General features: G+C 72.2%; 27 protein-coding genes and 1 riboswitch. Of the genes, 12 read left to right on the top strand and 15 right to left on the bottom strand.

What is annotated here, in order from left to right; all coding sequences use genetic code 11:
* Positions 1-68 precede the first annotated feature (68 nt).
* The gene (locus tag AB0K02_RS09295) at positions 69-311 is read left to right on the top strand and encodes a hypothetical protein (RefSeq protein WP_365991725.1); all 243 of its coding nucleotides are present in this window, start codon (positions 69-71) and stop codon (positions 309-311) included.
* On the opposite strand, the gene moaA is transcribed toward AB0K02_RS09295, so the two are convergent.
* The 3 genes from moaA to AB0K02_RS09280 form a co-directional block, all read right to left on the bottom strand.
* Entirely contained in the window at positions 294-1,283 is a 990-nt protein-coding gene (gene moaA, locus AB0K02_RS09290; RefSeq protein WP_365991724.1) for a GTP 3',8-cyclase MoaA, read from the bottom strand. The genes AB0K02_RS09295 and moaA overlap by 18 nt on opposite strands.
* 151 nt (positions 1,284-1,434) lie before the next feature.
* A complete protein-coding gene (locus tag AB0K02_RS09285; protein ID WP_365991723.1) occupies positions 1,435-3,057 on the bottom strand; it encodes a cation acetate symporter in 1,623 nt (540 codons plus the stop codon).
* A complete protein-coding gene (locus AB0K02_RS09280) occupies positions 3,054-3,419 on the bottom strand; it encodes a DUF485 domain-containing protein (protein WP_365991722.1) in 366 nt (121 codons plus the stop codon). The genes AB0K02_RS09285 and AB0K02_RS09280 overlap by 4 nt, the downstream gene beginning before the upstream one ends.
* A 278-nt stretch (positions 3,420-3,697) precedes the next feature.
* Between AB0K02_RS09280 and AB0K02_RS09275 the strand changes: the two genes are divergently transcribed.
* Together AB0K02_RS09275 and AB0K02_RS09270 are read left to right on the top strand one after the other, a co-directional pair.
* A complete protein-coding gene (locus AB0K02_RS09275; RefSeq protein WP_365991721.1) occupies positions 3,698-5,230 on the top strand; it encodes a S8 family serine peptidase in 1,533 nt (510 codons plus the stop codon).
* A gap of 85 nt (positions 5,231-5,315) precedes the next feature.
* The gene (locus AB0K02_RS09270) at positions 5,316-6,698 is read left to right on the top strand and encodes a CoA transferase (protein WP_365991720.1); all 1,383 of its coding nucleotides are present in this window, start codon (positions 5,316-5,318) and stop codon (positions 6,696-6,698) included.
* Positions 6,699-6,701: 3 nt separating this feature from the next.
* Here AB0K02_RS09270 and AB0K02_RS09265 read toward each other — a convergent pair whose 3' ends face one another.
* Positions 6,702-7,424: a VIT family protein gene (locus AB0K02_RS09265; protein WP_365991719.1), complete on the bottom strand. Its 723-nt coding sequence runs from the start codon at positions 7,422-7,424 to the stop codon at positions 6,702-6,704.
* 137 nt (positions 7,425-7,561) lie between these two features.
* Between AB0K02_RS09265 and AB0K02_RS09260 the strand changes: the two genes are divergently transcribed.
* From AB0K02_RS09260 to AB0K02_RS09240, 5 genes are all read left to right on the top strand, one after another.
* Entirely contained in the window at positions 7,562-8,695 is a 1,134-nt protein-coding gene (locus AB0K02_RS09260) for a DEDDh family exonuclease (RefSeq protein WP_365991718.1), read from the top strand.
* A gap of 63 nt (positions 8,696-8,758) precedes the next feature.
* A complete protein-coding gene (locus AB0K02_RS09255) occupies positions 8,759-8,992 on the top strand; it encodes a hypothetical protein (RefSeq protein ID WP_005319131.1) in 234 nt (77 codons plus the stop codon).
* Between the two features lie 84 nt (positions 8,993-9,076).
* Entirely contained in the window at positions 9,077-9,865 is a 789-nt protein-coding gene (locus AB0K02_RS09250) for an SURF1 family protein (protein ID WP_365991717.1), read from the top strand.
* Between the two features lie 30 nt (positions 9,866-9,895).
* Positions 9,896-11,680, top strand: a complete 1,785-nt coding sequence (locus AB0K02_RS09245; protein ID WP_365991716.1) for a glycoside hydrolase family 15 protein — start codon at positions 9,896-9,898, stop codon at positions 11,678-11,680.
* 4 nt (positions 11,681-11,684) lie between these two features.
* Positions 11,685-12,440, top strand: a complete 756-nt coding sequence (locus AB0K02_RS09240) for an SDR family oxidoreductase (protein WP_365991715.1) — start codon at positions 11,685-11,687, stop codon at positions 12,438-12,440.
* A 48-nt stretch (positions 12,441-12,488) separates the two neighbouring features.
* On the opposite strand, the gene amaP is transcribed toward AB0K02_RS09240, so the two are convergent.
* From amaP to AB0K02_RS09215, 5 genes are read right to left on the bottom strand one after another with little or no spacing between them, the layout of a single operon-like run.
* Entirely contained in the window at positions 12,489-13,070 is a 582-nt protein-coding gene (gene amaP / locus AB0K02_RS09235; RefSeq protein ID WP_365991762.1) for an alkaline shock response membrane anchor protein AmaP, read from the bottom strand.
* 5 nt (positions 13,071-13,075) lie between these two features.
* Entirely contained in the window at positions 13,076-13,738 is a 663-nt protein-coding gene (locus tag AB0K02_RS09230) for a DUF6286 domain-containing protein (RefSeq protein ID WP_365991713.1), read from the bottom strand.
* Entirely contained in the window at positions 13,735-14,082 is a 348-nt protein-coding gene (locus AB0K02_RS09225) for a hypothetical protein (RefSeq protein WP_365991712.1), read from the bottom strand. The genes AB0K02_RS09230 and AB0K02_RS09225 overlap by 4 nt, the downstream gene beginning before the upstream one ends.
* A gap of 6 nt (positions 14,083-14,088) precedes the next feature.
* The gene (locus tag AB0K02_RS09220) at positions 14,089-14,280 is read right to left on the bottom strand and encodes a hypothetical protein (protein ID WP_365991711.1); all 192 of its coding nucleotides are present in this window, start codon (positions 14,278-14,280) and stop codon (positions 14,089-14,091) included.
* A gap of 11 nt (positions 14,281-14,291) precedes the next feature.
* Entirely contained in the window at positions 14,292-14,789 is a 498-nt protein-coding gene (locus AB0K02_RS09215; protein WP_365991710.1) for an Asp23/Gls24 family envelope stress response protein, read from the bottom strand.
* Positions 14,790-14,880: 91 nt separating this feature from the next.
* Between AB0K02_RS09215 and AB0K02_RS09210 the strand changes: the two genes are divergently transcribed.
* Complete coding sequence (locus AB0K02_RS09210) at positions 14,881-15,549, top strand: nucleopolyhedrovirus P10 family protein (protein WP_365991709.1); 669 nt, start codon at positions 14,881-14,883, stop codon at positions 15,547-15,549.
* Between the two features lie 77 nt (positions 15,550-15,626).
* On the opposite strand, the gene AB0K02_RS09205 is transcribed toward AB0K02_RS09210, so the two are convergent.
* The 3 genes from AB0K02_RS09205 to abc-f form a co-directional block, all read right to left on the bottom strand.
* Entirely contained in the window at positions 15,627-16,418 is a 792-nt protein-coding gene (locus AB0K02_RS09205) for an enoyl-CoA hydratase/isomerase family protein (RefSeq protein WP_365991708.1), read from the bottom strand.
* A gap of 135 nt (positions 16,419-16,553) precedes the next feature.
* The gene (locus tag AB0K02_RS09200) at positions 16,554-16,775 is read right to left on the bottom strand and encodes a helix-turn-helix domain-containing protein (RefSeq protein WP_005319113.1); all 222 of its coding nucleotides are present in this window, start codon (positions 16,773-16,775) and stop codon (positions 16,554-16,556) included.
* Positions 16,776-17,200: 425 nt separating this feature from the next.
* The gene (abc-f, locus tag AB0K02_RS09195) at positions 17,201-18,799 is read right to left on the bottom strand and encodes a ribosomal protection-like ABC-F family protein (protein ID WP_365991707.1); all 1,599 of its coding nucleotides are present in this window, start codon (positions 18,797-18,799) and stop codon (positions 17,201-17,203) included.
* A gap of 366 nt (positions 18,800-19,165) precedes the next feature.
* Here abc-f and AB0K02_RS09190 point away from each other — a divergent pair, with 366 nt between their 5' ends.
* Positions 19,166-19,573, top strand: coding sequence for a VOC family protein (locus tag AB0K02_RS09190; RefSeq protein ID WP_365991706.1), 408 nt, complete (start codon positions 19,166-19,168; stop codon positions 19,571-19,573).
* A gap of 33 nt (positions 19,574-19,606) precedes the next feature.
* On the opposite strand, the gene AB0K02_RS09185 is transcribed toward AB0K02_RS09190, so the two are convergent.
* The 3 genes from AB0K02_RS09185 to AB0K02_RS09175 all read right to left on the bottom strand — a co-directional run bounded on the left by AB0K02_RS09185 (position 19,607) and on the right by AB0K02_RS09175 (position 23,423).
* Positions 19,607-20,956, bottom strand: a complete 1,350-nt coding sequence (locus AB0K02_RS09185; RefSeq protein ID WP_365991705.1) for a hypothetical protein — start codon at positions 20,954-20,956, stop codon at positions 19,607-19,609.
* Positions 20,957-21,126: 170 nt separating this feature from the next.
* A complete protein-coding gene (locus AB0K02_RS09180) occupies positions 21,127-22,248 on the bottom strand; it encodes an alpha/beta fold hydrolase (RefSeq protein WP_365991704.1) in 1,122 nt (373 codons plus the stop codon).
* A gap of 500 nt (positions 22,249-22,748) precedes the next feature.
* On the bottom strand, positions 22,749-23,423 hold the full coding sequence (locus tag AB0K02_RS09175; RefSeq protein WP_365991703.1) for a class II aldolase/adducin family protein: 675 nt from the start codon (positions 23,421-23,423) through the stop codon (positions 22,749-22,751).
* Between the two features lie 210 nt (positions 23,424-23,633).
* Between AB0K02_RS09175 and AB0K02_RS09170 the strand changes: the two genes are divergently transcribed.
* Both AB0K02_RS09170 and AB0K02_RS09165 read left to right on the top strand, forming a co-directional pair.
* Positions 23,634-24,860, top strand: coding sequence for an inorganic phosphate transporter (locus AB0K02_RS09170; RefSeq protein WP_365991702.1), 1,227 nt, complete (start codon positions 23,634-23,636; stop codon positions 24,858-24,860).
* Positions 24,861-24,872: 12 nt separating this feature from the next.
* Entirely contained in the window at positions 24,873-25,094 is a 222-nt protein-coding gene (locus tag AB0K02_RS09165; RefSeq protein ID WP_365991701.1) for a hypothetical protein, read from the top strand.
* A 156-nt stretch (positions 25,095-25,250) separates the two neighbouring features.
* Positions 25,251-25,387: riboswitch (cobalamin riboswitch) on the top strand.
* Positions 25,388-25,457: the final 70 nt, after the last annotated feature.

The following is a 25,457-nucleotide window of genomic DNA, read 5'->3' as shown; positions in this document are numbered from 1 at the left end:
GCGACGGACCGACGCCGGGCAGCTCCCCCCGTGGCTGCCCGGCGTCGCCATGTGGGGACAATGATCGGGTGAGTGACGAAACCCCGATCTGTTCCGCCAAGGGCTGCCGCGCCGACGCCGTCTGGGTCCTCGCGTGGAACAACCCGAAGCTGCACACCCCCGAGCGCCGCAAGACCTGGCTGGCCTGCGAGGAGCACCGGGAGCACCTCTCGCAGTTCCTCGGCGTGCGAGGGTTCCTCAAGGACGTCGTGGCCCTGGAGGAGTGGGAGCGCGCGCGGGGGCGGGAGGGCGGATCAGCCGCCGATCGCTGACATGGGGCGCTCGGGCTGGAGGAACGACGGGTCGTCCAGACCGGATCCGGCCTTCTTCCCCCACATCGCCAGCCGCCATATGCGGGCAATCTCCTCGTCCGGCGCGTCCGAGCGCAGCGCCGCCCGCAGGTCCGTCTCCTCGGTGGCGAACAGGCAGGTGCGCACCTGGCCGTCCGCGGTGAGGCGTGTGCGGTCGCAGGCCCGGCAGAAGGGGCGGGTGACGGAGGCGATGACGCCGACGCGGTGCGACCCGCCGTCGACGACCCACCGCTCCGCGGGCGCGGAGCCACGGGCGGCGTCACCTTCGGGGGTGAGCGAGAATCGTGTACGCAGAGAGGCGAGGATGTCACCGGCCGTGATCATCCCGTCCCGCTTCCAGCCGTGCTGGGCGTCCAGCGGCATCTGCTCGATGAACCGCAGCTCGTAGTCGTTCTCGACGGCCCAGGCGAGCAGGTCGGGGGCCTCGTCGTCGTTGAGCCCCGGCATGAGGACCGCGTTGACCTTGACCGGGGTGAGTCCGGCGGCGCGGGCGGCCTCCAGCCCGTCGAGCACGTCGTGGTGGCGGTCGCGGCGGGTGAGCGTCTTGAAGACGTCGGGGCGCAGGGTGTCGAGGGAGACGTTGACCCGGTCGAGGCCGGCGGTCTTGAGGGCCTCCGCGGTGCGCTTGAGTCCGATGCCGTTGGTGGTCAGGGACATCTTCGGGCGGGGCTCGAGGGCGGCGACACGCTCGACGATGCCGACGAGGCCGGGGCGCAGCAGGGGCTCGCCGCCGGTGAAGCGGACCTCGGTGATGCCGAGGTCGGTGACCGCGATGCGGATCAGGCGGACGATCTCGTCGTCGGTGAGCAGGTCGGGCTTCTTCAGCCACTGCAGGCCCTCTTCGGGCATGCAGTACGTACATCGCAGGTTGCACCGGTCGGTCAGGGAAACCCGCAGGTCGGTAGCCACTCGGCCAAAGGTGTCGATGAGCACTGTGGGCCCCCTCCCCATTCGCGGATCTGACTCTTCCGAGCCTACGTCAGGGCACGGACATCGCGTGTGGCCCATTTGGCACGAGGCGCGGCACGGCCGCGTCGTAGGACTCTACGACGCGGCCGCTACGGCGGTGTGTCGGCGGGCTCACTCAGTGCGCGCCGACACCGGTGAGGGACTTGACCTCCAGCTCGGCGTACTTGCCCTTGTCGGGCTCCTCCTTGGACAGCAGGGAGCCGATCCAGCCGAGCAGGAAGCCGACCGGGATGGAGATCAGGCCGGGGTTCTCCAGCGGGAACCAGGAGAAGTCGGCGTCGGGGAACATCGAGGTGGGCTTGCCGGAGACGACCGGCGAGAAGAGCACCAGGACGACCGAGGCGACCAGGCCGCCGTAGATGGACCACAGGGCGCCCTGGGTGGTGAATCTCTTCCAGAACAGGCTGTACAGGATCGTCGGCAGGTTCGCGGACGCGGCGACCGCGAAGGCGAGGGCGACCAGGCCGGCGACGTTCAGGTCGCGAGCGAGGGCGCCGAGCGCGATGGACACGATGCCGATGGCGACGGTCGCCCAGCGGGCCGCGCGGACCTCCTCCTTCTCGGTGGCCTGTCCCTTGCGGATGACGTTGGCGTAGATGTCGTGCGCGAAGGACGACGAGGAGGCGAGGGTGAGGCCCGCGACCACGGCCAGGATGGTGGCGAAGGCGACGGCGGAGATCACGGCGAGGAGGATGGCGCCGCCCGCCGAGTCGACACCGCCGATGTGCAGGGCCAGCAGGGGTGCCGCCGTGTTGCCCGCCTTGTTGGACGCGGTGATCTCCGCCGGTCCGACGAGCGCCGCCGCGCCGAAGCCGAGCGCGATGGTCATCAGGTAGAAGGCGCCGATGATGCCGATGGCCCAGTTGACGGACTTACGGGCGGCCTTCGCGGTGGGCACGGTGTAGAAGCGGATCAGGATGTGCGGCAGGCCCGCGGTGCCGAGGACGAGCGCGATGCCGAGCGAGATGAAGTCCAGCTTGGACGTCCCGGTGGCGCCGTACTTGAGGCCGGGCTCAAGGAACGCCGCGCCCTTGCCGCTCTTCTCGGCCGCCTGGCCGAGCAGGTCGGAGATGTTGAAGTTGAACTTCAGCAGCACCAGGAACGTGATGAGCAGGGTGCCCGCGATGAGCAGGACGGCCTTGACCATCTGCACCCAGGTGGTGCCCTTCATGCCGCCGATGGTGACGTACACGATCATCAGCAGACCGACGAGGGCCACGATGGCGATCTTCCCGCCGTCGCTGGTGATGCCGAGCAGCAGGGAGACGAGGACGCCGGCGCCCGCCATCTGGGCCAGCAGGTAGAAGATCGAGACGACGATCGTGGACGTACCCGCCGCGGTGCGCACGGGGCGCTGGCGCATGCGGTAGGCGAGGACGTCGCCCATCGTGTAGCGCCCGGAGTTGCGCAGCGGTTCCGCGACGAGCAGCAGGGCGACGAGCCAGGCGACCAGGAAGCCGATCGAGTAGAGGAAGCCGTCGTAGCCGAAGAGGGCGATGGCGCCGGCGATGCCGAGGAACGAGGCGGCCGACATGTAGTCGCCGGAGATGGCGAGGCCGTTCTGGAAGCCGGTGAACTGGCGGCCGCCCGCGTAGAAGTCGGAGGCGTCCTTGGTCTGCCGGCCCGCCCACACCGTGATGAAGAGGGTGGCGACGACGAAAGCGGCGAACAGGGTGATGATGAGCGGCCGGTGCTCGGTGGTCGCGCTCGACGCCGCGAGCTGGAGCGTGGGGCTCATGCGTCGGCCTCCATACGGGACTTGATGGCTTCCGCCTTGGGGTCGAGCTTCGCGGCGGCGTGCCGCGAGTAGAACCAGGCGATGAGGAACGTGGTGGCGAACTGGGCGAGGCCGAAGACCAGGGCGACGTTGATGTTGCCGAAGAGCTTCGTGCCCATGAAGGCGCCGGCGTAGTTCGAGAGCAGGACGTAGAGCAGGTACCAGGCGATGAACGCGACGGTCAGGGGGAAGGCGAAGGAGCGGTAGGCGCGGCGCAGTTCGCCGAATTCCGCACTCTCCTGCACCTGGACGAACGACTCTGTCGTGGGCTGGGCGGGGCTGGCGCCCTTACCGCCCGGGGGCGGCGGTGCATCGGTGGCCACGGAGACTCCTCGCGACGCGGGTTCGGTGGTGACGGTCATGGGGATGTTGCCTGCGGGAGCTGTGTGATGTTGCTCCACTCCCTGACAACGGCACGGACCGGGCACCGAACCGGTTCACGTTCGGTCTTTTTCCTCTGCACTTCTTGTCCTACTTGTTGTCGTACATCTGCGCGGATCCATTGAAGAGCCGCCTTGATCAGCGATAGCTTCGCCCGGCATAACCCGCCCATTCGCAAGGGGTGTTTGGGCGGTTTTTTCACGGATGATGTGGAGAACCCATGGCTCATCTGGGATCCAGACGACGGCGCGCACTCGCGCTGCCCGCCGGTCTGGCGCTCACGGCCTCCCTCGGATTCCTGCCGGCGGGTACGGCGTCGGCAGCAATCACCGACGACGTTCCGGCAGCGGTCCGGACGGACGGTCCGAAGCTGTCCTACGTGGTCAACGTCCAGGGCGGTCACGGCACCTCGAAGGCCGTCAAGAAGGCGATAGCCAAGGCCGGTGGATCGATCGTCCACGCGTACGACCAGATAGGCGTCATCGTCGTCCACTCGCAGAACCCTGCGTTCGCGGAGACGATCCGTCAGGTCCGCGGAGTCGCGTCGGCCGGTGCCACGCGCACCGCCCCGCTCGCGCCCGTGGCGGACACGGCCATCGAGTCGGAGCGCCCGCTCACCGCCGAGGAGGCAAAGGCGGCGGCGGGGCAGGCGGCGGCGGGCCAGGACGCGCTCGAGCCGCTGCAGTGGGACCTGCCCGCCATCAAGGCGGACAAGGCCCACGAGAAGACGCTCGGCAGCAAGAAGGTCACGGTCGCGGTCATCGACACGGGTGTCGACGACACGCACCCGGACCTGGCGCCCAACTTCGACCGCGAGGCATCCGTCAGCTGTGTCGGCGGTGTGCCCGACACGGCGGACGGCGCCTGGCGCCCGGGCCCGACGGAGAGCGACCACGGCACGCACGTCGCGGGCACGATCGCGGCGGCGAAGAACGGCACCGGCATCACGGGTGTCGCTCCGGGCGTGAAGGTCTCCGGCATCAAGGTCTCGCAGCCCGACGGCTTCTTCTACACCGAGGCCGTCGTCTGCGGCTTCGTGTGGGCCGCCGAGCACGGTGTCGACGTGACCAACAACAGCTACTACACCGACCCGTGGCTGTTCAACTGCAAGAACGACGCCGACCAGGCCGCTCTGATCGAGTCGCACCGGCGCGCCATCCGGTACGCGGAGAGCAAGGGCGCGGTGAACGTCGCCGCGGCCGGCAACTCGCGGATGGACCTCGCGGCCGACGAGCTCACCGACACCTCGAGCCCGAACGACACCACGCCGGTCGAGCGCAAGGTCAACCCGGCCGAGTGCCTGGACATCCCGACGCAGATCCCGGGCGTCGTCACGGTCTCCGCGCTGGGCGCGAAGAACCTGAAGTCCTCGTACTCCAACTACGGCAACGGCGTCATCGACATCTCCGCCCCCGGCGGCGACGCCACCCGCTACCAGGCGCCCGACGCGCCGGCCGTCGACGGCCGGATCCTGTCGACCCTGCCCGGCGGCGGCTTCGGCTACAAGGCCGGTACGTCGATGGCCTCGCCGCACGTCGCGGGTGTCGCCGCGCTGATCAAGTCGACGCATCCGTACGCGTCGCCGGCGATGGTGAAGGCCCTGCTCTCCGTGCAGGCCGACGACACCGCCTGCACCAACCCGTACGACATCGACAAGAACGGGACGGTCGACGCGGTCTGCGAGGGCGACGAGGACAAGAACGGCTTCTACGGTGAGGGCGTCGCCGACGCTCTCGACGCCGTTCGCCGCTAGTCACCTCTGAGCTCTGCTCCCCGGGGCCCGGTGCGGTTTTCCGCGCCGGGCCCCTTCGCATGGCACTCGGTGCCATAGTGGCTCCATGGGTCGGACATCTTCGAGCGGCACGGCCGCTGCCTGGGCCGCTCTGGGCGGCGATCCCGCTCTTTCGGACCGCGTGACGTACGGGGGCCGGGGCGCGCTGCCGGCCCGTCTGCCGGTCATGGAACTCGCGCGGTCCACGGTGGCCGTGTGCTCACTGGCCGCCGCGGAACTCGCCGCCCGCCGCACCGGCGGCCCCGTCCCGGCGGTCCGCGTGGACGACGGCGCCGTGACCGCGGCGTTCCTCAGCGACCGGCTGGTGAGGGTGGACCAAGCGGCCGCGGTGACGTTCGCCCCCCTGTCCCGCTTCTGGCGCGCGGCCGACGGCTGGGTGCGGACGCACGCCAATTACCCGCACCACCGGGCCCGGTTGCTCGCCGCACTCGGCCTGCCCGGCGACGCGGGCGAGGACGCCGTCGCGGCCTCCGTCGCTGAGCGGCGGGCGCTGGACGTCGAGGAGACCGTGTACGCGGCGGGCGGCCTGGCCGTCGCCGCACGCGGTCCGAAGGAGTGGGCCGGGCATCCGCAGGGCGCTGCCGCGGCCGCGCACCCTCTGCTGGTCGTGCGGCGCGTCGGGGACGGCTCCGCGCCGAGGGTGACGGGCGGTTCGGCGGCGCTGCCCTGTGCGGGGCTGCGCGTGCTCGACCTGACCAGAGTGCTGGCGGGCCCGGTCGCCACCCGCACCCTGGCCCTGCTCGGCGCCGATGTGCTGAGGGTCGACTCCCCGGGGCTGCCGGAGAGTCAGGAGGCCCACAACGACACGGGCATGGGCAAGCGGTCCACCCGGCTCGACCTGGCCGTCGCCGCGGACCGGGACACCTTCGAGGACCTGCTCTCCTCCGCCGACGTGGTGGTCACCGGCTACCGGCCGGGCGCCCTGGACCGGTTCGGTCTCGCACCCGAGGAGCTGGCGGTACGGCGCCCCGGCCTGGTCGTGGCCCGGCTGTCCGCGTGGGGGCGGTACGGGCCGTGGGCGGACCGGCGCGGTTTCGACAGCCTGGTCCAGGCCGCCTCCGGTATCGCGGAGATTGAAGGGGACGGGGAGCGTCCGGGGGCACTGCCCGCGCAGGCCCTGGACCACGGCACCGGCTACCTGCTCGCCGCCGGCGTGCTGCGGGCGCTGACCGAGCAGCACGGGACGGGCGGCGCGCGGCTGGTCGAGCTGGCTCTCGCGCAGACGGCCGCGTGGCTGGTGAACGGCCTGGAGAAGACACCGGACGCCGCCCCCGGCGAGTACGACGCCGAGCGGTGGCTCACCGAGACGGACAGCCCCATGGGCCGGCTGCGCCATGCCCTGCCCGCGGTCGCGTTCGACGGCGGCCCCGCCGGCTGGGCCCGCCCAGCAGGGCTCCTGGGCGCGGACACGCCCCGGTGGCGCGACTGACCCTCAGACGCCCGCCGCGCCCAGCAGCGTCCCGGCCGCGTACGTCACCGCCATGGCCAGCGCCCCGCCGGCGGTGTTGCGCAGCACGGCGGGGCCCGGTTCCGCCGCGCCCAGACGGGCGCTCCACCAGCCGGTGAGGGCCAGGGCCGCGAGCACCGACAGGACCGTGACGTACAGGCGCGCCGATGAGGGCGGCAGGACGATCGCGAGCAGCGGCAGCAGCGCGCCCGCCGTGAAGGCGAGGAAGCTCGCGCCCGCCGCGTGCCAGGGATTGGTCAGCCGGTCGGGGTCGATCCCGAGTTCCACGCGCGCGTGCGCGCGCAGGGCGTCCCGTTCGGTGAGCTGCTCGGCGGCCTCCCTGGCCACGTCGCGGGACAGGCCGCGCTCGGCCAACAGCTGGGTGAGTTCGTCGAGTTCGGCCTGGGGCTGCTCGCGCAGCTCCCGCCTCTCGACGGCGAGCGCGGCCTTCTCCGAGTCCCGCTGGGTGGACACGGAGACGTATTCGCCCGCGGCCATCGACATGGAGCCCGCGAGCAGTCCGGCGAGGCCCGCGGTGAGCAGGGTCCCGCGCGCGTCGGTCGCACCGGCGACGCCCACGACGAGGCCGGCGGTGGAGACGACTCCGTCGTTGGCACCGAGGACAGCGGCGCGCAGCCAGTTGAGACGCGTGCCGAGTCCGTCGCCGTGCGGTTCGTCGTGCGCCTGCCGCGAAGTCTGGTCACTCATTCCCGGAGCGTCTCACCCGAGCCGTGAACCGCGCCCGGACAACCCGCCGGAACGGGACCGGAGATCGGGCGTCGCCCGGTGCGGGGCGCCGGTAGCACGGGGCCGTCCTGCGTTGTCGGTCCCGGCCCGTATTCTCTGTGACCATGCTCGACGACCGTACGACCGCAGCGACGACGTGGCCGACCGCGTACCCCGACGGGTACGCGGTCGTCGACGTGGAGACCACCGGCCTGCACCACTACGACCGGATAGTGTCCGCTGCCGTCTACCGCCTGGACTCCCGGGGCGACATCGAGGACCACTGGTACACCCTCGTCAACCCCGAGCGCGATCCCGGCCCGGTCGAGATCCACGGTCTGACGAGCGAGATGCTCCGCGGCGCGCCGCTCTTCGGTGACATCACCGACGAACTCACCGAGCGCCTGGAGGGCCGCGTCCTGGTCGCGCACAACGCCAAGTTCGACTGGGGCATGCTCGCCCGGGAGTACGCGCGCGCGGGGCGGACGGCGCCGGTCCGGCAGCGTCTGTGCACCATCGCGCTCGCCAGGGAGCTCGCGCTGCCACTGCCCAACTTCAGGCTGGAGACCCTCGCCGCGCACTACGGCGTCGTGCAGCAGCGGGCCCACCACGCGCTGGACGACGCGCGGGTGCTGGCCGAGGCGTTCCGGCCGAGTCTGCACTCGGCGGCGAGCGACGGCGTACGGCTGCCGCTGCTGGAGTGCCGCCCGCTGACCGAGTGGTCCGACACCCCGCCCGCACCGCGCGTCGGCTACCAGCCGTCGTACGGGCGGAGCAGCTGGCGGCCGTCGCGCAAGCGGCCCCCGTGCCCCTACCCCAACCCGGGCAGGTACGAGCCGGGCGGGCAGCTGAAGCAGGGCATGCGGGTGGCGTTCTCCGGCGACACCTCCATAGAGCGCGAGTTGCTGGAGGACCGGGCGACCGAGGAGGGCCTGCACGTCGCCACGAGCGTGTCGCGGCTGACGAGCCTGCTGGTGACCAACGACCCGCACGCGTCGACGTCGAAGGCGCTCAAGGCCGCTTCGTACGGCACACCGGTCGTCGACGAGGCGGCGTTCACCCAGCTGTTGGGGCACGTGGTCCCGGCGGCGGGCACCGCCGCGGCCACGGCCACGGGAGGCGTCCCTGCGCCGGGACGCCCGGCGGGTCCGCCCGAGCAGCGGTCGGAGCGCGTGGAGCACGTGACGGAGCCGGGGACGGACCGCGGGGCGGCGCAGGAAATGCTGCCGGGCACGGCACCCGCATCGGAGTGAACCCGGCGCGACTCGCCCGCCGCCCGCTCGCCCCCGCCCGCCGCGCGTCCCACCCTGTGGCGCATGGCACGTTGCGAGGTTTGCGGAAACGACTACGGCATGTCCTTCGAGGTGCACGCGCAGGGCGCGGTGCACGTCTTCGACTGCTTCTCCTGCGCCATTCACCGCATGGCGCCCATCTGTGAGCACTGCCGGGTCCAGATCATCGGCCAGGGTGTCGAGGCCGAGGGCCACTGGTACTGCGGCGCGCACTGCGCCCGCGCCGAGGGGAGGGCCGGCATCGTCGACAGGGTGTGACCCCGCCGTGCCCCGGCGCCGGGACGGGGCGCCACCGGGACCCCCCGTCCCGGCGCCGGGGAACTAGCAGGTACGGTCGAAGCCGTGTACCGCTTCCTGTTGTCCCGGCAGTGGGTGATCCTCACCCTCATCGCCCTCGTTCTCATCCCCACGATGGTCGAGCTGGGCTTCTGGCAGCTGCACCGCCACGAGCGCCGCGTCGCGCAGAACTCCCTGATCGCCCGGAACCTGGAAGCCGCGCCGGTGCCGGTGTCCGACCTGACGTCCCCCGGGCACACCGTCCCGCGGGACGACTACTGGCGGCAGGTCACCGCGACGGGCACCTTCGACCCGGCCCATGAGGTCGTCGTACGCCGCCGCACCAACGCCGACGACCGCGTCGGCTTCCATGTGCTGACTCCCCTGCTGCTGGCCGACGGCTCAGCGGTGCTCGTCAACCGCGGCTGGGTGCCGGCCGCCGCCGACCAGAAGGCGTTCCCCGAGGTGCCGCCCGCACCCGGGCACACCGTCACCGTCACCGGCCGGCTCAAAGCGGACGAGACGACCGGTGCGAGCGGCATCAAGGACCTGGCCGGTCTGCCGCCCCGCCAGGTGATGCTGATCAACAGCAAGCAGCAGGCGAAGCTGCTGGACCGCCCGGTGCTCGGCGGCTATCTGGAGCAGACGGACCCGAAGTCCGCCGCGGCCGGCCCGGAACAGATCCCCGACCCCGACCACGACTCCATCGGCGCGCACATGGCGTATGCCGTCCAGTGGTGGCTGTTCGCCGCGGCCGTGCCTGTCGGCTGGTCGATTCTCGTACGGCGGGAGAAGCGGGACAGAGCGGCGGCGGCCGCGAACGGCACGCCGGAACCGGCCCACGCGGCTGCTTAACGGCCGACCGGGCCGGGAACACGCCAGAGCGTGACCCAACGTATCGAGGACTACGCCCTCATCGGTGATCTGCAGACCGCGGCACTGGTCGGTGCCGACGGTTCGATCGACTGGCTGTGCCTGCCCCGGTTCGACTCCGCGGCCTGCTTCGCGGCGCTCGTCGGCAACGAGGAGAACGGGCACTGGCGGCTCGCACCCAAGGGCGCCGTCCGGTGCACGAGTCGTCGATATGTCGATGAGTCACTGGTACTCGAGACGACGTGGCAGACTCGCACAGGAACCGTCAAAGTGCTTGATTTCATGCCACAAAGGGACAAAGCCCCCGACGTGGTGCGCATCGTGGCAGGCGTCAGCGGCACCGTCGAGATGGCCTCCGTCCTGCGGCTGCGCTTCGACTACGGCGACATCGTGCCCTGGATGCGGCGCGCCGACGGCCACCGGGTCGCCGTGGCGGGCCCCGACTCCGTCTGGCTGCGCAGCGAACCCCAGGTGCAGACCTGGGGCCAGCAGTTCAGCACCTGCTCGGCGTTCACCGTCGCGGCGGGCGAGAAGGTGGCCTTCGTCCTCACCTGGCACCCGTCGCACAAGCCGCGCCCCGCGCTGGTCGACCCCCATGAAGCGCTGCGCCACTGCCTGGAGGACTGGGCCGAGTGGTCGTCCCGGTGCCGTTACGAGGGCCCGTACCGGGATGCGGTCCTGCGCTCACTGATCACCCTCAAGGCGCTCACCTACGCGCCCACGGGCGGCATCGTCGCCGCCCCGACGACGTCGCTCCCCGAGGAGATCGGCGGTGTGCGCAACTGGGACTACCGCTTCTGCTGGCTGCGCGACTCCACTCTGACGCTCGGCGCGCTGCTCGCGGCGGGCTATCTCGACGAGGCGGCGGCCTGGCGCGACTGGCTGCTGCGCGCGGTGGCCGGCGACCCCGCCGACCTGCAGATCATGTACGGCCTCGCGGGCGAACGCCGACTGGCCGAGATGGAGCTGGGCTGGCTCGGCGGCTACGCCGGGTCCGTCCCGGTCCGCGTCGGCAACGACGCGGCCTACCAGCTCCAGCTCGACGTCTACGGCGAGGTGATCGACTCGCTCTTCCTGGCCAGGGCGGCGGGCCTGAAGGCCGAGCGGCACGCGTGGAACATCCAGTTGAGCCTCCTCGGCTTCCTGGAGTCGAAGTGGCGAGAACCGGACCAGGGGCTGTGGGAGGTGCGCGGGCCGCGCCGCCACTTCGTGCACTCCAAGATCATGGCGTGGGTCGCGGCCGATCGCGCCGTACGCACCCTGGAGGCCCACCCGGCGCTGCGCGGGGACGCCGCGCGCTGGCGCACGATGCGCGACGAGGTGCACCGGGAGGTGTGCGAGAAGGGCTTCGACCCGGTGCGGAACACGTTCACGCAGTCGTACGGCTCGACGGACCTGGACGCGGCGACGCTGCTGATCCCGCACGTCGGCTTCCTGCCCCCGGACGATCCCCGGGTCCTCGGCACGATCAAGGCGGTGCAGGCCGAGCTCGGCAGCGGCCCGCTGGTGCGGCGCTACAGCACGGAGGGCATCTCCGTCGACGGCCTGCCGGGCGGCGAGGGCGCGTTCCTGGCGTGCTCGTTCTGGATGACGGACGCGCTGTGCATGACGGGGCGTGTGGAGGAGGCACGCGAGATGTTCGAACACCTGCTGGCACTGCGCAACGACGTGGGCCTGCTGTCCGAGGAGTACGACCCGGTGGCGGGCCGCCAGCTCGGCAACTTCCCCCAGGCGTTCAGCCATATCGGGCTGGTGCACACCGCCCTCGCGCTGGGCCGGCACGAGGCGGCAGGATAGGCCCATGGATCTTGGACTGAAGGAACGCGTCTACATCGTCACCGGCGCCTCCCGCGGCCTGGGCAACGCCTCCGCGCGGGCCCTGGTGGCCGACGGCGCGAAGGTTGTCATCACGGGCCGGGACGAGAAGACGGTCAAGGAAGCGGCTGCCGAACTGGGACCGAACGCGGTGGGCCTGGCGACGGACAACGCCGACCCGGCCGGCGCCGAGCGCCTGGTGGCGGCGGCCCGCGCGCACTTCGGCCGCTTCGACGGCATTCTCATCAGCGTGGGCGGTCCGGCACCGGGCTTCGTCGCGGACAACACGGACGAGCAGTGGCGGTCGGCGTTCGAGTCGGTCTTCCTGGGCGCGGTGCGGCTGGCTCGGACCGCGGCGGCGGAACTGAACGAGGGCGGCGTGATCGGCTTCGTCCTGTCGGGGTCCGTCCACGAACCGATTCCCGGCCTGACGATCTCCAACGGGCTGCGCCCCGGTCTCGCGGGCTTCGCCAAGTCCCTCGCCGACGAACTGGGGCCGCGGGGCATCCGCGTGATCGGTCTGCTCCCCTCACGCATCGACACGGACCGGGTCCGGGAGCTCGACGCGCTGTCCGGCGACGCGGAGGCGGCGCGCACGGGCAACGAGTCGCGGATCCCGCTGCGGCGCTACGGCACGCCGGCGGAGTTCGGCACGGTCGCGGCGTTCCTGCTGTCACCGGCGGCGTCGTACCTGACGGGCGTCATGCTCCCGGTGGACGGCGGGGCGCGGCACGGTTTCTGACGGCGGCCGCGGACCGGGGCACCGGGGGCGACGCGCCCTCGGTGCCCTTCATGTCACGCGTTGCGCCTTGTGCTTCGCGATCCGCAGCCTCGTCTCGGTCGGCAGCGACGACAGCCCCGCCGACTCCCGCGCATGCGCCACCGCCTCGTCGACCAGCCGGGACACCGTCTCGGCCGGAGCCGCATGGGGCTCCAGTCGCAGCAGGATCCTCGCCTGGGGAGCCCTGCGGCTGCGGCCCGTCAGCAGGACCCGTGCGTGGGAGACGCCCTCCAGCGACTCCGCCTCCCCCGTCATCACGTGCTCCAGCGCCCGGCCGCGCAGCAGCGCGCCCTCTCCGTCGCCGGTGTCCACGAGGACCTCGGCGAGGCGGGGGCGGCGCAGCTGTGCGAGAAGCCACCACAGGGCCAGCAGCACCAGCGCCGCGAGGACCGCGATGACGAGCGGCCACCACCAGCCCTCGTCCCGCCACCTCATTCGGTCCGCATCGCTGAGCAGCACGTCGCGCCGCCCGCTCCAGGGCCACCACGAGGGCACGGACAGCCCGGTCCCTGCCGCCAGTACGGCGCCGCCCGCGCACACCAGCACCAGCCCGGCGAGGCCGAGCACGACCCGGTTGACCGTTTTGATCATCCGTCTCACCCCTCGCTCCTGAGCTTTCCGGCCGGAGGGCGGCCGACGTGGACGGCCAGGGCGGGGGGTCTGGCGAGGCCCAGTTCCTTGAGGCCGATTCCGAGCGCGGTGTCCAGGTCGGCGCGTACGTCGTCGAGTTCGCGGAAGTGGGAGCGGGCACGCACCGTGGCCTTGGTGCGTCCCATCCGGACCCGTACGGACTGCACTCCGGACACCTCCATCGCGCGGTCGCGCAGCACGAGCGCCGCCGCCTGCCGGTCCAGTCCGGCCCGTACGTGCGCGCGGTCGCGATGCATGGGCAGCACCCCGCGCAGCCCCGGCGTCACCGCGAGAACGATCAGCCAGACGCCGACGAGCACCGCCGCCGCGGCGACCGCGAGGACCGCCACCTCGTCGAGACGCCATCGGTCGAGGTGGCCGGCCAGGGCGCGCCGCCAGTACATGGCGGGTCGGCCGGCCCGTACCGCGGCGACGTCGTAGAGCAACAGCCCCGATCCCGCGAGGACCACCAGGGCCAGCAGCGCGGCGGGGACGCGGCGCGCCGACCAGAAGCGCCCCGCCCCGCCGTGCTCGCCTTCCGGGGGGACCGGCGCGGGGTCGTAGGCCGCGGCGGAGGCGGACTGGTCCAGTTCACGGACGGGCCGGTGGCTCTGTCCGGGCTCGGTCATCGAATCCTCCCCTGGGCCGAGTGCCGCGAGTGGACGGAGTGCAGGCGCTCGACCTGCACCGCCACCTCGGGCACCTCCATCCCCGCCAACGTCCTTACCCGTTGGGTCACTTGACGACGCACCGCGCCGCACTGGCGGCCGATGTCACCCGGGTAGTCGAGTTCGAGACTGACGCGGACCCGAGCCGTGTCGTGGTGCACGACGACCATCGCGTGCGGCGGCGAGGCGCCCTCGGGCCGACGCCCGAGGGCCTCCCGTGCCGCCTGCGTGGCGATCTTCGCCACGACGCGGTCGGCGATGGTGGTCGCGCCGCGTTCGGCGGGGGCCACACGGTCGGCGGCCACCGTGCGTCACCGCCGCCCTTCGCCACGATCGCGACCCCGGAAGAAGTCACCGACCTCCAGGTCGCCCTCGAGAAACCTGCCCGCCACGAAACCGACCGCCCCCAATGCGGCGACGAGCAGAAACGCCCCGAACCCGCCGAAGTACCCGGCGAATCCGAGCGCCATGCCGGCCACCATGCCGACCACGGCCATGCTCATTCTGAGCTCCTCTACTGGAGACGCGGCTCCGCCTCGTCCTCTTCCTCATCGGGCAGCTTGACGTCGCTCACGGCGATGTTGACCTCGACCACCTCCAGGCCGGTCATCCGCTCGACGGCGGCGACGACGTTCTCGCGGACGTCGCGCGCGACATCGGCGATGGCGACGCCGTAGTCGACGACGATCTCCAGGTCCAGGGCGGTCTGCACCTCACCGACCTCGGCCTTGACGCCGCGCGTCACACCGGCCCTGGCGCCACCGCCGGGCACCCGGTCGCGTACGGCTCCGATGGTGCGGGAGAGACCGCTGCCCATGGCGTGGACGCCGACGACGTCCCGCGCGGCAAGTCCGGCGATCTTCTCCACGACGCCGTCGGCGATCGTGGTGCGTCCGCGGACGCCGGGTTCCACCCGCTTGCCGATCGAGGTCCTGCGGGACGACGGCTCGCCACCGCCGGCCGTTTCGTTCCCCGTGTTCTGGGGCCGGTTGCGCTCACCTGTCTCAGTCATCGCGGTGTCCTTTCGGGTGGTGATTACCTCCCTTTGCCCACATTAAGTGCGGTTGCCCGGTTCCGCGCCGGGGATGCGGCAGGCTGGAGGAATGAGCACTGCGGGAGCGATGGGGCGCATGCGACGGGCGATGGGGCTCGGCAGGCTGGTGGCGCTGGGAGGGCCTGAGGACGGCACCTGGCTGGCTGAACGCGCGGCCGCCTCGGTGCTCGTCAAGGCCGCGGCGAAGGCGGTACGGGGGGCGGCCGTGACCCGGCTCGACGTGCGGCTCGCGGACCACGCAGCGGCGGGCGAGCCCGCGGTGCCCCCGCCGCCGAGCGCCCTGCCGCCGGGCGACCACCGGATCGCGGCGGAGATCGCGGTGTGGAGCGGGGAGCCGCTGCCGGCCGTGACGGCGGCCCTGCGGTCGGCGCTGGCCAGGGCGGCGGCGGACCGGCTGGGCCTCGTGGTCTCCGAAGTGGATCTGCGGGTGGCGTCGCTGCCGGACAGCCCCTTGCCACCGGCTCCGGAACGTGCCCCCACGGCCGTGACGCCCTCGGACGCGGCGGGTGAGGCCGCGGCGGCGACGGCGGGCGTGGTGTGCCTGACGGCGGAGCTGGGCGGCGGCGCCGTGCACACGGCAGCGGACCGGGTACGGGTCGAGGTCGCAACGGCCGACGGGTTCCGGGCGCTGGACGTGGGCCGTGCGGTGCGTGCGGCGGTGTCCGCCGCGCTCGCGGACGGCCGCCCGGTCGCGGTCCTGATCTCCTCGGTCGCCTGACGCCCGTGGCGAGTACGCCGCACACCGGCCGCTCCCGTGGGAGCGGCCGGTGTGCGGCGTACGCGTGTGGTGCCCGGTCAGTCGCCGAGACCGGCGAGGTCCCGGAGCCTGCGGGCCTGGGCGGCGCGCTCGGCCGCGCGCTGCTCCTCGAAGGTGCGGCCCGAGGCGCCCTGGAGCAGGGCCTTGGTCTCGATCACGGCGTCGCGGGGCGCGGCGACGAGCGCGGCGGCGAGGTCCCGTACGGCGGCGTCGAGTTCGGCGCCGGGCACGACGAGGTTGGCGAGGCCGGTGCGCTCGGCCTCCTCGGCGTGGACGAACCGGCCGGTCGCGCAGATCTCGAGCGCGCGGGCGTAGCCGACGAGCGATACCAGGGGATGCGTGCCGGTGAGGTCCGGGACGAGCCCGAGGCTGGTCTCCCGCATGGCGAACTGGACGTCCTCGGCGACCACCCGCAGGTCACACGCGAGGGCGAGCTGGAAGCCCGCGCCGATCGCATGGCCCTGAACGGCCGCGATCGTGACGATGTCGCTGCGGCGCCACCAGGTGAACGCTTCCTGGAACTCGGCGATGGCCGCGTCGACCTCCGCGTCGCTGCTGCGTGCGAGGTCGATGAACGACGGCTCGCCGTCGAAGCCCTCAGGGGTGAAGGCCTGCCGGTCGAGTCCCGCGGAGAAGGACTTGCCCTCACCGCGCAGCACCACGACACGCACGTCGCCCGGCAGTGACCGGCCGGCCTGCGTCAATGCCCGCCACAGCGCGAAGTCCTGGGCGTTGCGCTTGTCCGGCTTGGTCAGGGTCACCGTGGCAACGGCGCCGTCGACGGTGAGTCGCACACCGTCCTTGTCGAGCACAGGGTCGAGCGAAGTCATGGGACGCCTCCGGTTCGGTGCAGTGGTGCCTACGAAGATAAGCGACTGCACAGTAACCACCCGGACCGGTCGGACGACCGCCCGGGTGGCCACCGCGGAACCGATGGGCCGCAGGAGTCCTTACGACGGGCTGTGTCAGGCCGAAGCGGCCTTCTTGCCCCTCGTCGCTCCGCCGCGTCCACGCAAAACGACTCCGGACTCACTGAGCATCCGATGGACGAATCCGTAGGAGCGGCCGGTCTCTTCGGCCAGCGCCCGGATGCTCGCACCGGAGTCGTACTTCTTCTTCAGGTCTGCCGCGAGCTTGTCGCGCGCGGCGCCGGTAACCCGGCTGCCCTTCTTCAGAGTCTCGGCCACCCGTGCCTCCTCATGGGAAGTGCGCTCTGGACTTCTCATGATCACCCCTCTCGGGCGTCCTGGCCACCCATTCGACAAGGTCCGTACGGAACGCTTGGCCATGCGATATGCGGCCCCCATGACCGGAATCAATCCCTCCGGTCATACGAGAGGGAACGTATCGCCGGACCGTTCGCGAAAATGCCTGGTCAGGGGGTGCGGAAGGGTGTGTGCAGGCCGGGGGGGCAGGCGCGGGCGGCAGGCGAGCCGCCACGCCGCAGTACGAGACGCTCTCACGCAGATGATGGATCACGCGTAGGCCGAATGATCCATAAGGAGTGGATCAACGGGCGGGCACAGGCCCCGGACGGCTCGGCGAGGACGAGGCGTACGACGGCCGCGAGCGGCTCGGCGAGCGCGGACCGCGCCCGGAGGCGCCGCACGCGTCAGGCGAGCGCCACCAGGTCCGCGTAGTCCGCACCCCACAGGTCCTCGACGCCGTCAGGCAGCAGGATGATCCGCTCCGGCTCCAGGGCCTCGACCGCGCCCTCGTCGTGGGTGACGAGGATGACGGCGCCCTTGTAGGTGCGCAGCGCGCCGAGGATCTCCTCGCGGCTGGCGGGGTCCAGGTTGTTGGTGGGCTCGTCGAGCAGCAGGACATTGGCCGACGAGACGACCAGCGTGGCCAGCGCGAGACGGGTCTTCTCACCACCGGAGAGCACCCCGGCCGGCTTGTCGACGTCGTCACCGGAGAAGAGGAATGAACCGAGCGTCTTGCGCACCTCGACGAGGTCGAGGTCGGGCGCCGCGGAGCGCATGTTCTCCAGGACGGTCCGGTCCGGATCGAGGGTCTCGTGCTCCTGGGCGTAGTACCCGAGCTTGAGGCCGTGGCCGGGGGTGACCGAGCCGGTGTCGGGCTTCTCGACGCCGGCGAGGAGACGCAGCAGCGTCGTCTTGCCCGCGCCGTTGAGCCCGAGGATGACGACGCGCGAGCCCTTGTCGATGGCGAGGTCGACGTCGGTGAAGATCTCGAGCGAGCCGTAGGACTTGGACAGGCCCTCGGCGGTCAACGGCGTCCTGCCGCACGGTGCGGGCTCGGGGAAACGCAGCTTGGCGACCTTGTCGGCGATCCGGATCTCCTCCAGGCCGGACAGCAGGCGCTCGGCACGGCGGGCCATGTTCTGCGCGGCGACCGTCTTCGTGGCCTTGGCCCGCATCTTGTCGGCCTGGGAGTTGAGGGCGGCGGCCTTCTTCTCGGCGTTCTGCCGCTCGCGCCTGCGGCGCTTCTCGTCGGCCTCACGCTGTTGCTGGTAGAGCTTCCAGCCCATGTTGTAGACGTCGATCACGGAGCGGTTGGCGTCGAGGTAGAAGACCTTGTTGACGACCGTCTCGACGAGATCGACGTCGTGGGAGATCACGATGAAGCCGCCGCGGTAGGTCTTCAGATAGTCGCGCAGCCAGACGATCGAGTCGGCGTCGAGGTGGTTCGTGGGCTCGTCGAGGAGCAGGGTGTCGGCGTCCGAGAAGAGGATGCGGGCGAGCTCCACACGGCGGCGCTGACCACCGGAGAGCGTGTGCAGCGGCTGTCCGAGGACCCGGTCCGGCAGACCGAGCGCGGCGGCGATGGTGGCGGCCTCGGCCTCGGCGGCGTATCCGCCCTTGGTCAGGAACTCCGTCTCCTGGCGCTCGTACTGCCTGAGCGCCTTCTCGCGGGTGGCGCCGAGCCCGTTGGCGATGCGGTCCTCGTTCTGGCGCATCTTGCGGATCAGGACGTCGAGGCCGCGGGCGGAGAGGATGCGGTCGCGGGCGAGGACGTCGAGGTCGCCGGTGCGGGGGTCCTGCGGCAGGTAGCCGACCTCGCCGGAGCGGGAGATCGTGCCGCCGGCGGGGATGCCCTCGCCGGCGAGGCACTTGGTGAGCGTGGTCTTGCCCGCTCCGTTGCGGCCGACGAGGCCGATGCGGTCGCCCTTGGCGATACGGAAGGAGGCCGACTCGATGAGGACGCGCGCGCCTGCGCGCAGCTCGATACCGGATGCGGTGATCACGGGGGAAATACTCCAGGGCGGTGGGACGGCGGAAGGGACGGGCGAGCGACGCTTCGACGCCGTCTAATGCACAAGGAGAATTGCCATACGGCTCAGTCTAACGGGGCATGGCAAGTGCTTTTCCGGCTGCGGCCGCAGCGGGGCGGTCTTCTCCCCGCGGGTCCGCGGCGCGCCGGGACGGCCGCGGCACAGTGGCGGCGCGGGGGCGTACCGCGTCGACCTGGACGGCCCGGTACGACACGTTCGGCTGAGCCTTTCCGCGCGGTGTTGACGAGCGGGGCGATGCGGCCCGGGATTGTCGGTGGGCGGTGCCAGACTGAGACGCAGATCACCATCCTGTCGTCGAGCGAGTGAGGAGTGATCGGGATGACGCCGTCGCCGAACATCTGTCCCACGCTGGTCTACCAGGACGCCAAGGCCGCGATCAGACAGCTCACCGAAGCCTTCGGCTTCACCGAACACGCGGTGTACGAGGACGAGGACGGCGGGGTGCTGCACGCGGAACTGACGTATGGCAACGGCATGGTGATGCTGGGCAGCAAGGGCACCGGCAGCGAGTTCGACAAGCTGATGCAGGGGGCGGGCCCGGCTGGGGTGTTCGTCCATGTCGACGACGTGGACGCGCACCACGGTACGGCGGTCGAGCACGGCGCCGAGATCGTCATGCCGCCGACCGATCAGGACTACGGGGCACGGGACTACATGGCCCGGGACGTCGAGGGCAACATCTGGAGCTTCGGCTCGTACACACCGGGGGTGGCGGAGTCGTCGTAGCCCGCGCCGCCCCCGGTGTGCGTGTGACGCGTGTCAGACGCCGCCGGTGTGCACCTGGAAGGCAGCCCGCCGGACGGCCTTGGCCAGGGCCGGGTCCGGGTGCGCGGCGGCGAGGGCGACGAGGACCTGGACCGTACGGGGGTGGCCCCCGGCCCGGACCTCGTCGATGAGCGCCGGGACCGTGCCCTGGACCGCGGAGTCGAGGTGGCGCAGCAGCAGTTGGGGCTCCCCGTGGTCCGCGACGGCGGCTGCGGTGTCCACCCAGAGCCAGGTGGCCTCCTCACGGGTGAGGACCTCGGCGGCGTCCTCGGGATCGGCGCCCTCGTACTCGGCGAGCCACAGCAGGGCGTAGGGGCGCAGGGACGGTTCGACGGCGGCCGCGCGGACCTCGGGCTCGGCGGGGGCGCCGACGACGCGGAGCGCCTCGAAGGCCAGTCCGCGCAGCAGGGCGTCCTCGCCCCGTGCGACGGCGAGGAGCTCGGCGACCGCGCTGGAGACGGTGCGGGCGGCGAGCCAGGCACGGTATTCGGCGCGTGCGGGTCCGGGGGTGAGACGGGCGCATCCCCGGAGCATGTCCTCGGCGGACTGCTCGATGTTGCCCGCGGGACTCTGGGCGGCGACGCAGATCTGCTCGAGTTTGACCCACACCGCCCAGTTGCCGAGGGGGGTGAGCGTGGCCTGGCCGCGCTCGAGAGTCAGGGCGCCGACGGCGGCGAGTCCTTCGAGGGCCCAGTCGAGCAGCACGGAGAGGGGGACGTCGTCGCCGTCGACGGGGGCTCCGGGCTCGTCGGCGGTGGGCTGCGTCTCGCCCCGGGGGCCGTAAGGGACCTCGCAGCGCTCCTCGCGCAATTCGGCGACGCGCTGCTGCAGCAGATCGAGCAGGGCCGGTACGAGCACGGGGCCGGCCGAGAGCTGGAGGAGGGAGAGCACTTGAGGCACGGCCTCGACGACCTCGGCCACGACGGTGGGTGCGACGTCCTCGGGGGCGGGGTGCGCGAGCGACCATGCGTCGAACAGAGCGACCCAGCCGCGCAGCACGGCCATGTCGTCACGGTCCCAGGCGCGCAGCCGCCAGCCGGGGCGCGCGGTGCCGCCGTGCAGTTCGATCAGGCCGGCGAGGCGGGCGCGGTCCCAGCCCGCGCGGACCTGGTCCGGCGTCAGGCCGAGTGCGGAGGCGGCCCGTTCCCGCGCGCCGACGACGAGCGCGACGGTGCTCGGGTCACCGCCGGGTCCGCCGGGCAGGGACGCGGCCGCTCCCGCGGCGGCCCAGCGGGCGATGCGTACGGCGTCGGCGAGGACCGCGCGGGCCTGTCGTGCCAGCTCTGCGGGGGCGGGCGTGCCCTCCGGCGGACGCGGCGCCGGACGGCTGCGCCGGGTCGTCACGGCCCGTCGTGCGGTGGCCAGGGATCGCGGGCGGACAAGACGGAGTCTGGAGTTGCGCGCCAATTGCTCATCAGGCTTTCGGGACGTCACGGGGAGCAGTCTTCCCGCTGACGGCCCGAAAGCCCAAACGGACGGGGGGAGGCCGGGTCGGACACGGCTCTCGCCTGCGGTTACATGAGGGGGGTGAGGAAGCGGCGAAGGGCTTCTTCGTACGCCTCGGGGTCGGCGTTCCACATCGCGGCGTGCGGGGCGCCGGGCACGGTGTGCAGGCCGATCAGACCGGGGCGTTCGGCCGCCAGCCGGCGCGAGTGCTGCCAGGGGGCGATGGTGTCGTCCGGCCCGTGGAAGATCAGCACCGGGACGCGGACGGCCGACGGGTCTGCGGCCTCGGCGATCCGGTCGCCGTGCGGGCCGGTGCGGCCGAGCGCGGCGCGCACGGCGAGGGGAAGCAGCGGCCCCGGGGTGTGCCGGGCGGTGGCCAGGGCGCGCAGGGTCGTCTCCCAGTCGAGGACCGGCGAGTCCAGCACAAGCCCGCTGATGCGGTCGCGCAGGCCCGAGTTGGCGGCGGCCCGCAGCGCCATCGAGGCGCCGACGGACCAGCCGTGGACGATGACGCGTTCGGCGCCGTGCCGCACGGCGTGCCGTACGGCCGCGTCCAGGTCGCGCCACTCGGAGTCGCCGAGGTGGCTCAGGCCGTCCGGCGGGCGGGGAGCGCCCTCGTCTCCGCGGTAGGCGAGGTTCAGCACGGGGAACTGCTGGTCGCGCAGGAAGGGGAGCAGGTTCAGCGGGTGCTCCCGGGTCGTGCCGATGCCGTGCACCGTGATCACCCAGGTGGAGCGGGTGCCGGGGACGAACCATGCCGGGAGGGCGCCGAGTTCGCCCGGGACGAGGACGTCGGCGTGCGGGATGCCGAGGGCGTCGGCCGGGGCGCCGCTGTGCACCTGTGGGGTGAGGCGGACCCGGCTGCCGGGCCGGAGGCCGCCGGCGACGACGCGGTCAAGGCGGCGTACCACGGTGTCCGCGGAGTGCGTGACGCCCTCGAGGACCGGGCCGACGACGGCGTGGACTCCGGAGCCCTCCAGCCCGTACGTCCCCCGGCGCAGTGAAGCGAGGCTGCGCGTGAGCGTCACCCGATCGGAATCGGTCCCGTGCACGGTGAGCTTCGGGTCGCCGGGGAGGGGGCGGGACGCTCCCAGGGCGGCGTTGCTCGCGTGGCGGCCGGCGGCGACCGTGGCCGCGCCGACGCCGATGAGGGTGGTGACGGCCGCTGCCGTCGCTGTAGCGGGGCGCACGGGTCCAGTGTCGGCGGGGGCGGGCGGGGGTGCCAGTGGGCGCGGCGGACGGGCCGCTCGCCTGGGGGCGTGTTCCCCTGGGGCTGCGCCCCGGATTCCGGTACGGCCGTCGTCCCCTGGGGCTGCGCCCCGGATTCCGGTACGGCCGTCGTCCGTGCCCTCGTACGCCGAACGGGCTGGACCTTCCGCCTGCGCGGCCGACCTGGCCCTGCGGGCCGCGCGGGTCCACCCGTACGCCGGGCCCCCGGGCGAAGTCCCGACGACGCCTGACGGCGGAGGGCCCGGGTGGCCGCGGCGCACGCGGCCGCGCCCGGGCCCGCACTCGGGCCCCGCACGACCTCTGCGCGCTGGAGGACCGCGGCGGAGCCCCGCGCCAGGCGCGACCAGCGCGGGCGGCGACCGCGGCGCCCGAACGGGGGCCCACCTGCCGGCACTCGGGCGCTTCCGGAACCGGGGCGGAGCACCGCGCCAGGCGCGGGCGGCGACCGGGCCGGGGCCGGTCATGGGGTGGCGGGGCGGGGCTGGCCGTAGGTGTTCAGGCGGGCGGCCGCTGCCGACAGTTCCGCTTCGGAGAGGAGGCGGGGGGTCAGCGACGGGAGCGAGGACGCCTTCAGCCAGACCTGGCACATCCATTCCAGCTGGGCCGTGCGGTCGTACGCCTGGGGCAGGGTCGCCCCGTACGCGACGGTGCCGTGGTTCTGGAGGAGGCAGGCCGTGCGGTCGCGCAGGGCCTGGAGCATGTTGCGGGCCAGTTCCGGGGTGCCGTACAGCGCGTAGGGCGCCACGCGGACCGGGCCGCCGAGTGCCGCCGTCATGTAGTGGACCGGCGGCAGCTCGGGCACCAGCGTGGACACGGCGGTGGCGTGTACGGCGTGGGTGTGCACGACGGCTCTGGCCGGTGTGCCGCGGTAGACCGCCAGGTGCAGCGGCAGCTCGCTGGTGGGTTCCAGCGTGCCGACGACCTGGCGGCCGCCGAGGTCGACGGCGACGGTGTCGTCGGGTCCGAGCCGGTCGTAGGGCACCCCGCTCGGGGTGACGACCACGAGGTCGCCGACGCGGACGGAGACGTTGCCGGACGTACCGACCACGAGACCCTCCGCCGCGGTTCTGCGGGCCGTCGCGACGACGTCCTGCCAGCCCTGTTCGATCGTGTCCGTCCCCGCGTGATCCGTCATGCGGAGATCCTGTCAGGCGCGCCCCTCGGGGCGACAGGCGACGGAGTGTGTTCGAGTGGATGCCGGGTGCTGTCGCAGGGCCTCAAAAGGGGCAAGCGGAATGCTCGGTCCCTACTTACGGACACCGCAGAGCCCGGCCCAGTTCATCTTCCGTTCACCCAGGTTGCCTACGGTCGCCGAGTCAATGACGTCAAACGATTGCCTGGGTAAATGGAACACATCACGCTGCTGCTCGCGATTGTGATCGTGACAGCTCTCGTGTTCGATTTCACGAACGGTTTCCACGACACCGCCAACGCGATGGCGACGACCATCTCGACCGGCGCCCTGAAGCCCAAGACCGCGGTGGCCATGTCCGCCGTTCTGAATCTCGTCGGCGCTTTCCTGTCCGTGGAGGTCGCGAAGACGATCTCCAGTGGCCTCGTCGACGAATCAGGCATCTCACCTGAAGTCATCTTCGCGGCGCTCGTCGGCGCCATCCTCTGGAATCTGCTGACCTGGCTCATCGGCCTGCCGTCCAGCTCCTCGCACGCCCTGATGGGCGGCCTCATCGGCGCCACCGTCGCGTCCGTCGGCTTCGACGCGGTCAACGGCGGCGTCGTGGTCACCAAGGTGCTGATCCCCGCGGTCGCCGCGCCGCTCGTCGCCGGTGTCGCCGCGTTCCTGGCCTCCCGGCTGACCTACAGGCTCGGCCGGAACGCCGACCCGAAGGCCACCGGCAAGGGCTACCGCGCCGGCCAGATCGCCTCCGCCGGTCTCGTCTCGCTGGCGCACGGCACCAACGACGCGCAGAAGACGATGGGCATCATCACCCTGGCCCTGGTCGCCGGGAACGTCATCGCCCCCGGCTCCAACCCTCCCCTGTGGGTCATCGTCTCCGCCGGTGTCGCCATCGCCCTCGGCACCTACCTCGGCGGCTGGCGCATCATCCGCACCATGGGCAAGGGCCTGACCGACCTCCAGCCGCAGCAGGGCTTCGCCGCCCAGACGGGCGCGGCGAGCGTCATCCTCGCCTCCTCCAACCTCGGCTTCTCCCTGTCGACCACCCACTCGTGCTCCGGCGCGGTGATGGGCGCTGGTCTCGGCCGCAAGGGCGGTGTCGTCCGCTGGTCCACCGCGACCCGGATGTTCGTCGCCTGGGGCCTGACCCTGCCGGCCGCCGGTCTCGTCGCCGCCGGTTCGGAGTTCGTCACCCAGCAGGGTGACTGGGGCGTCGCGGCCGTCGCGGTCTTCCTGGTCATCTCCTGCGCCGCGATCTGGTTCGTCTCCCGGCGCCAGGTCGTCGACCACACCAACGTCAACGACATCGAGGAGCAGGAGCCCGCCGGCGTCGTCACCACCGCCATCGCGGCTGTCACCCCGCCGCCCGCGGGCGAGCTCAAGACCACCATCCCGGCTCCGGCCGAGCCCGAGCCGGTCCGTCCGGCCACGGTGTAAGGAATCAGCAGCATGAAGATCGACTGGGCAGCTCTCGGCTCCGTTTTCGGCGTGAGCCTCGTCGCCACCGTCGCCCTGGTGGGCCTGTTCACCCTGGGCATCGTGGGCCTGACCAAGCACGAGGCGGCGGCCGCCGACGGCGGATCGGCCGCCATGGCCCGCACCGGCGCCTACGCCTGCTTCGCCCTGTGCGCCGCGGCCGTGGCGTACGGCATCTACCTGATCGTCACCTGACTCCCTTCGAGTCCTTCCGTTCGCCGGCCACGGCGACCCGCCCGGAGCCGGGCCGGAGGCACCCCGCGTGCCTGCGGCCCGGCTCCGGCGTGCGTGGGGTGTGGGGCTTCGCACACTGTCCCTCCGCAGGTCAAGGGTGAGTTGACGGGCGTTCGCGGGGCGTGGTGGACTGCCGGGGCCATCTACGGCGGCAGAAGAGGAAGTCCGGTGCGAATCCGGCGCGGTCCCGCCACTGTCACCCGGAGGATCACACCCCTGGGGAGCCAGGAACTCTCGCCGCCGGTCACGTCGAACCAGGGCGCGGACCCTGAGTGAGGACTCCTCCCATGCCCGGCTGCCGTCCGGCCCTGTCCGTCGGCCCCC

Origin of the sequence: Streptomyces sp. NPDC049597, from assembly GCF_040675505.1 — a bacterium.
Taxonomy (GTDB): Bacteria; Actinomycetota; Actinomycetes; order Streptomycetales; family Streptomycetaceae; genus Streptomyces.
The sequence above is the reverse complement of the archived record's forward strand: the minus strand, read 5'-3'. Positions and strand labels throughout refer to the sequence as shown.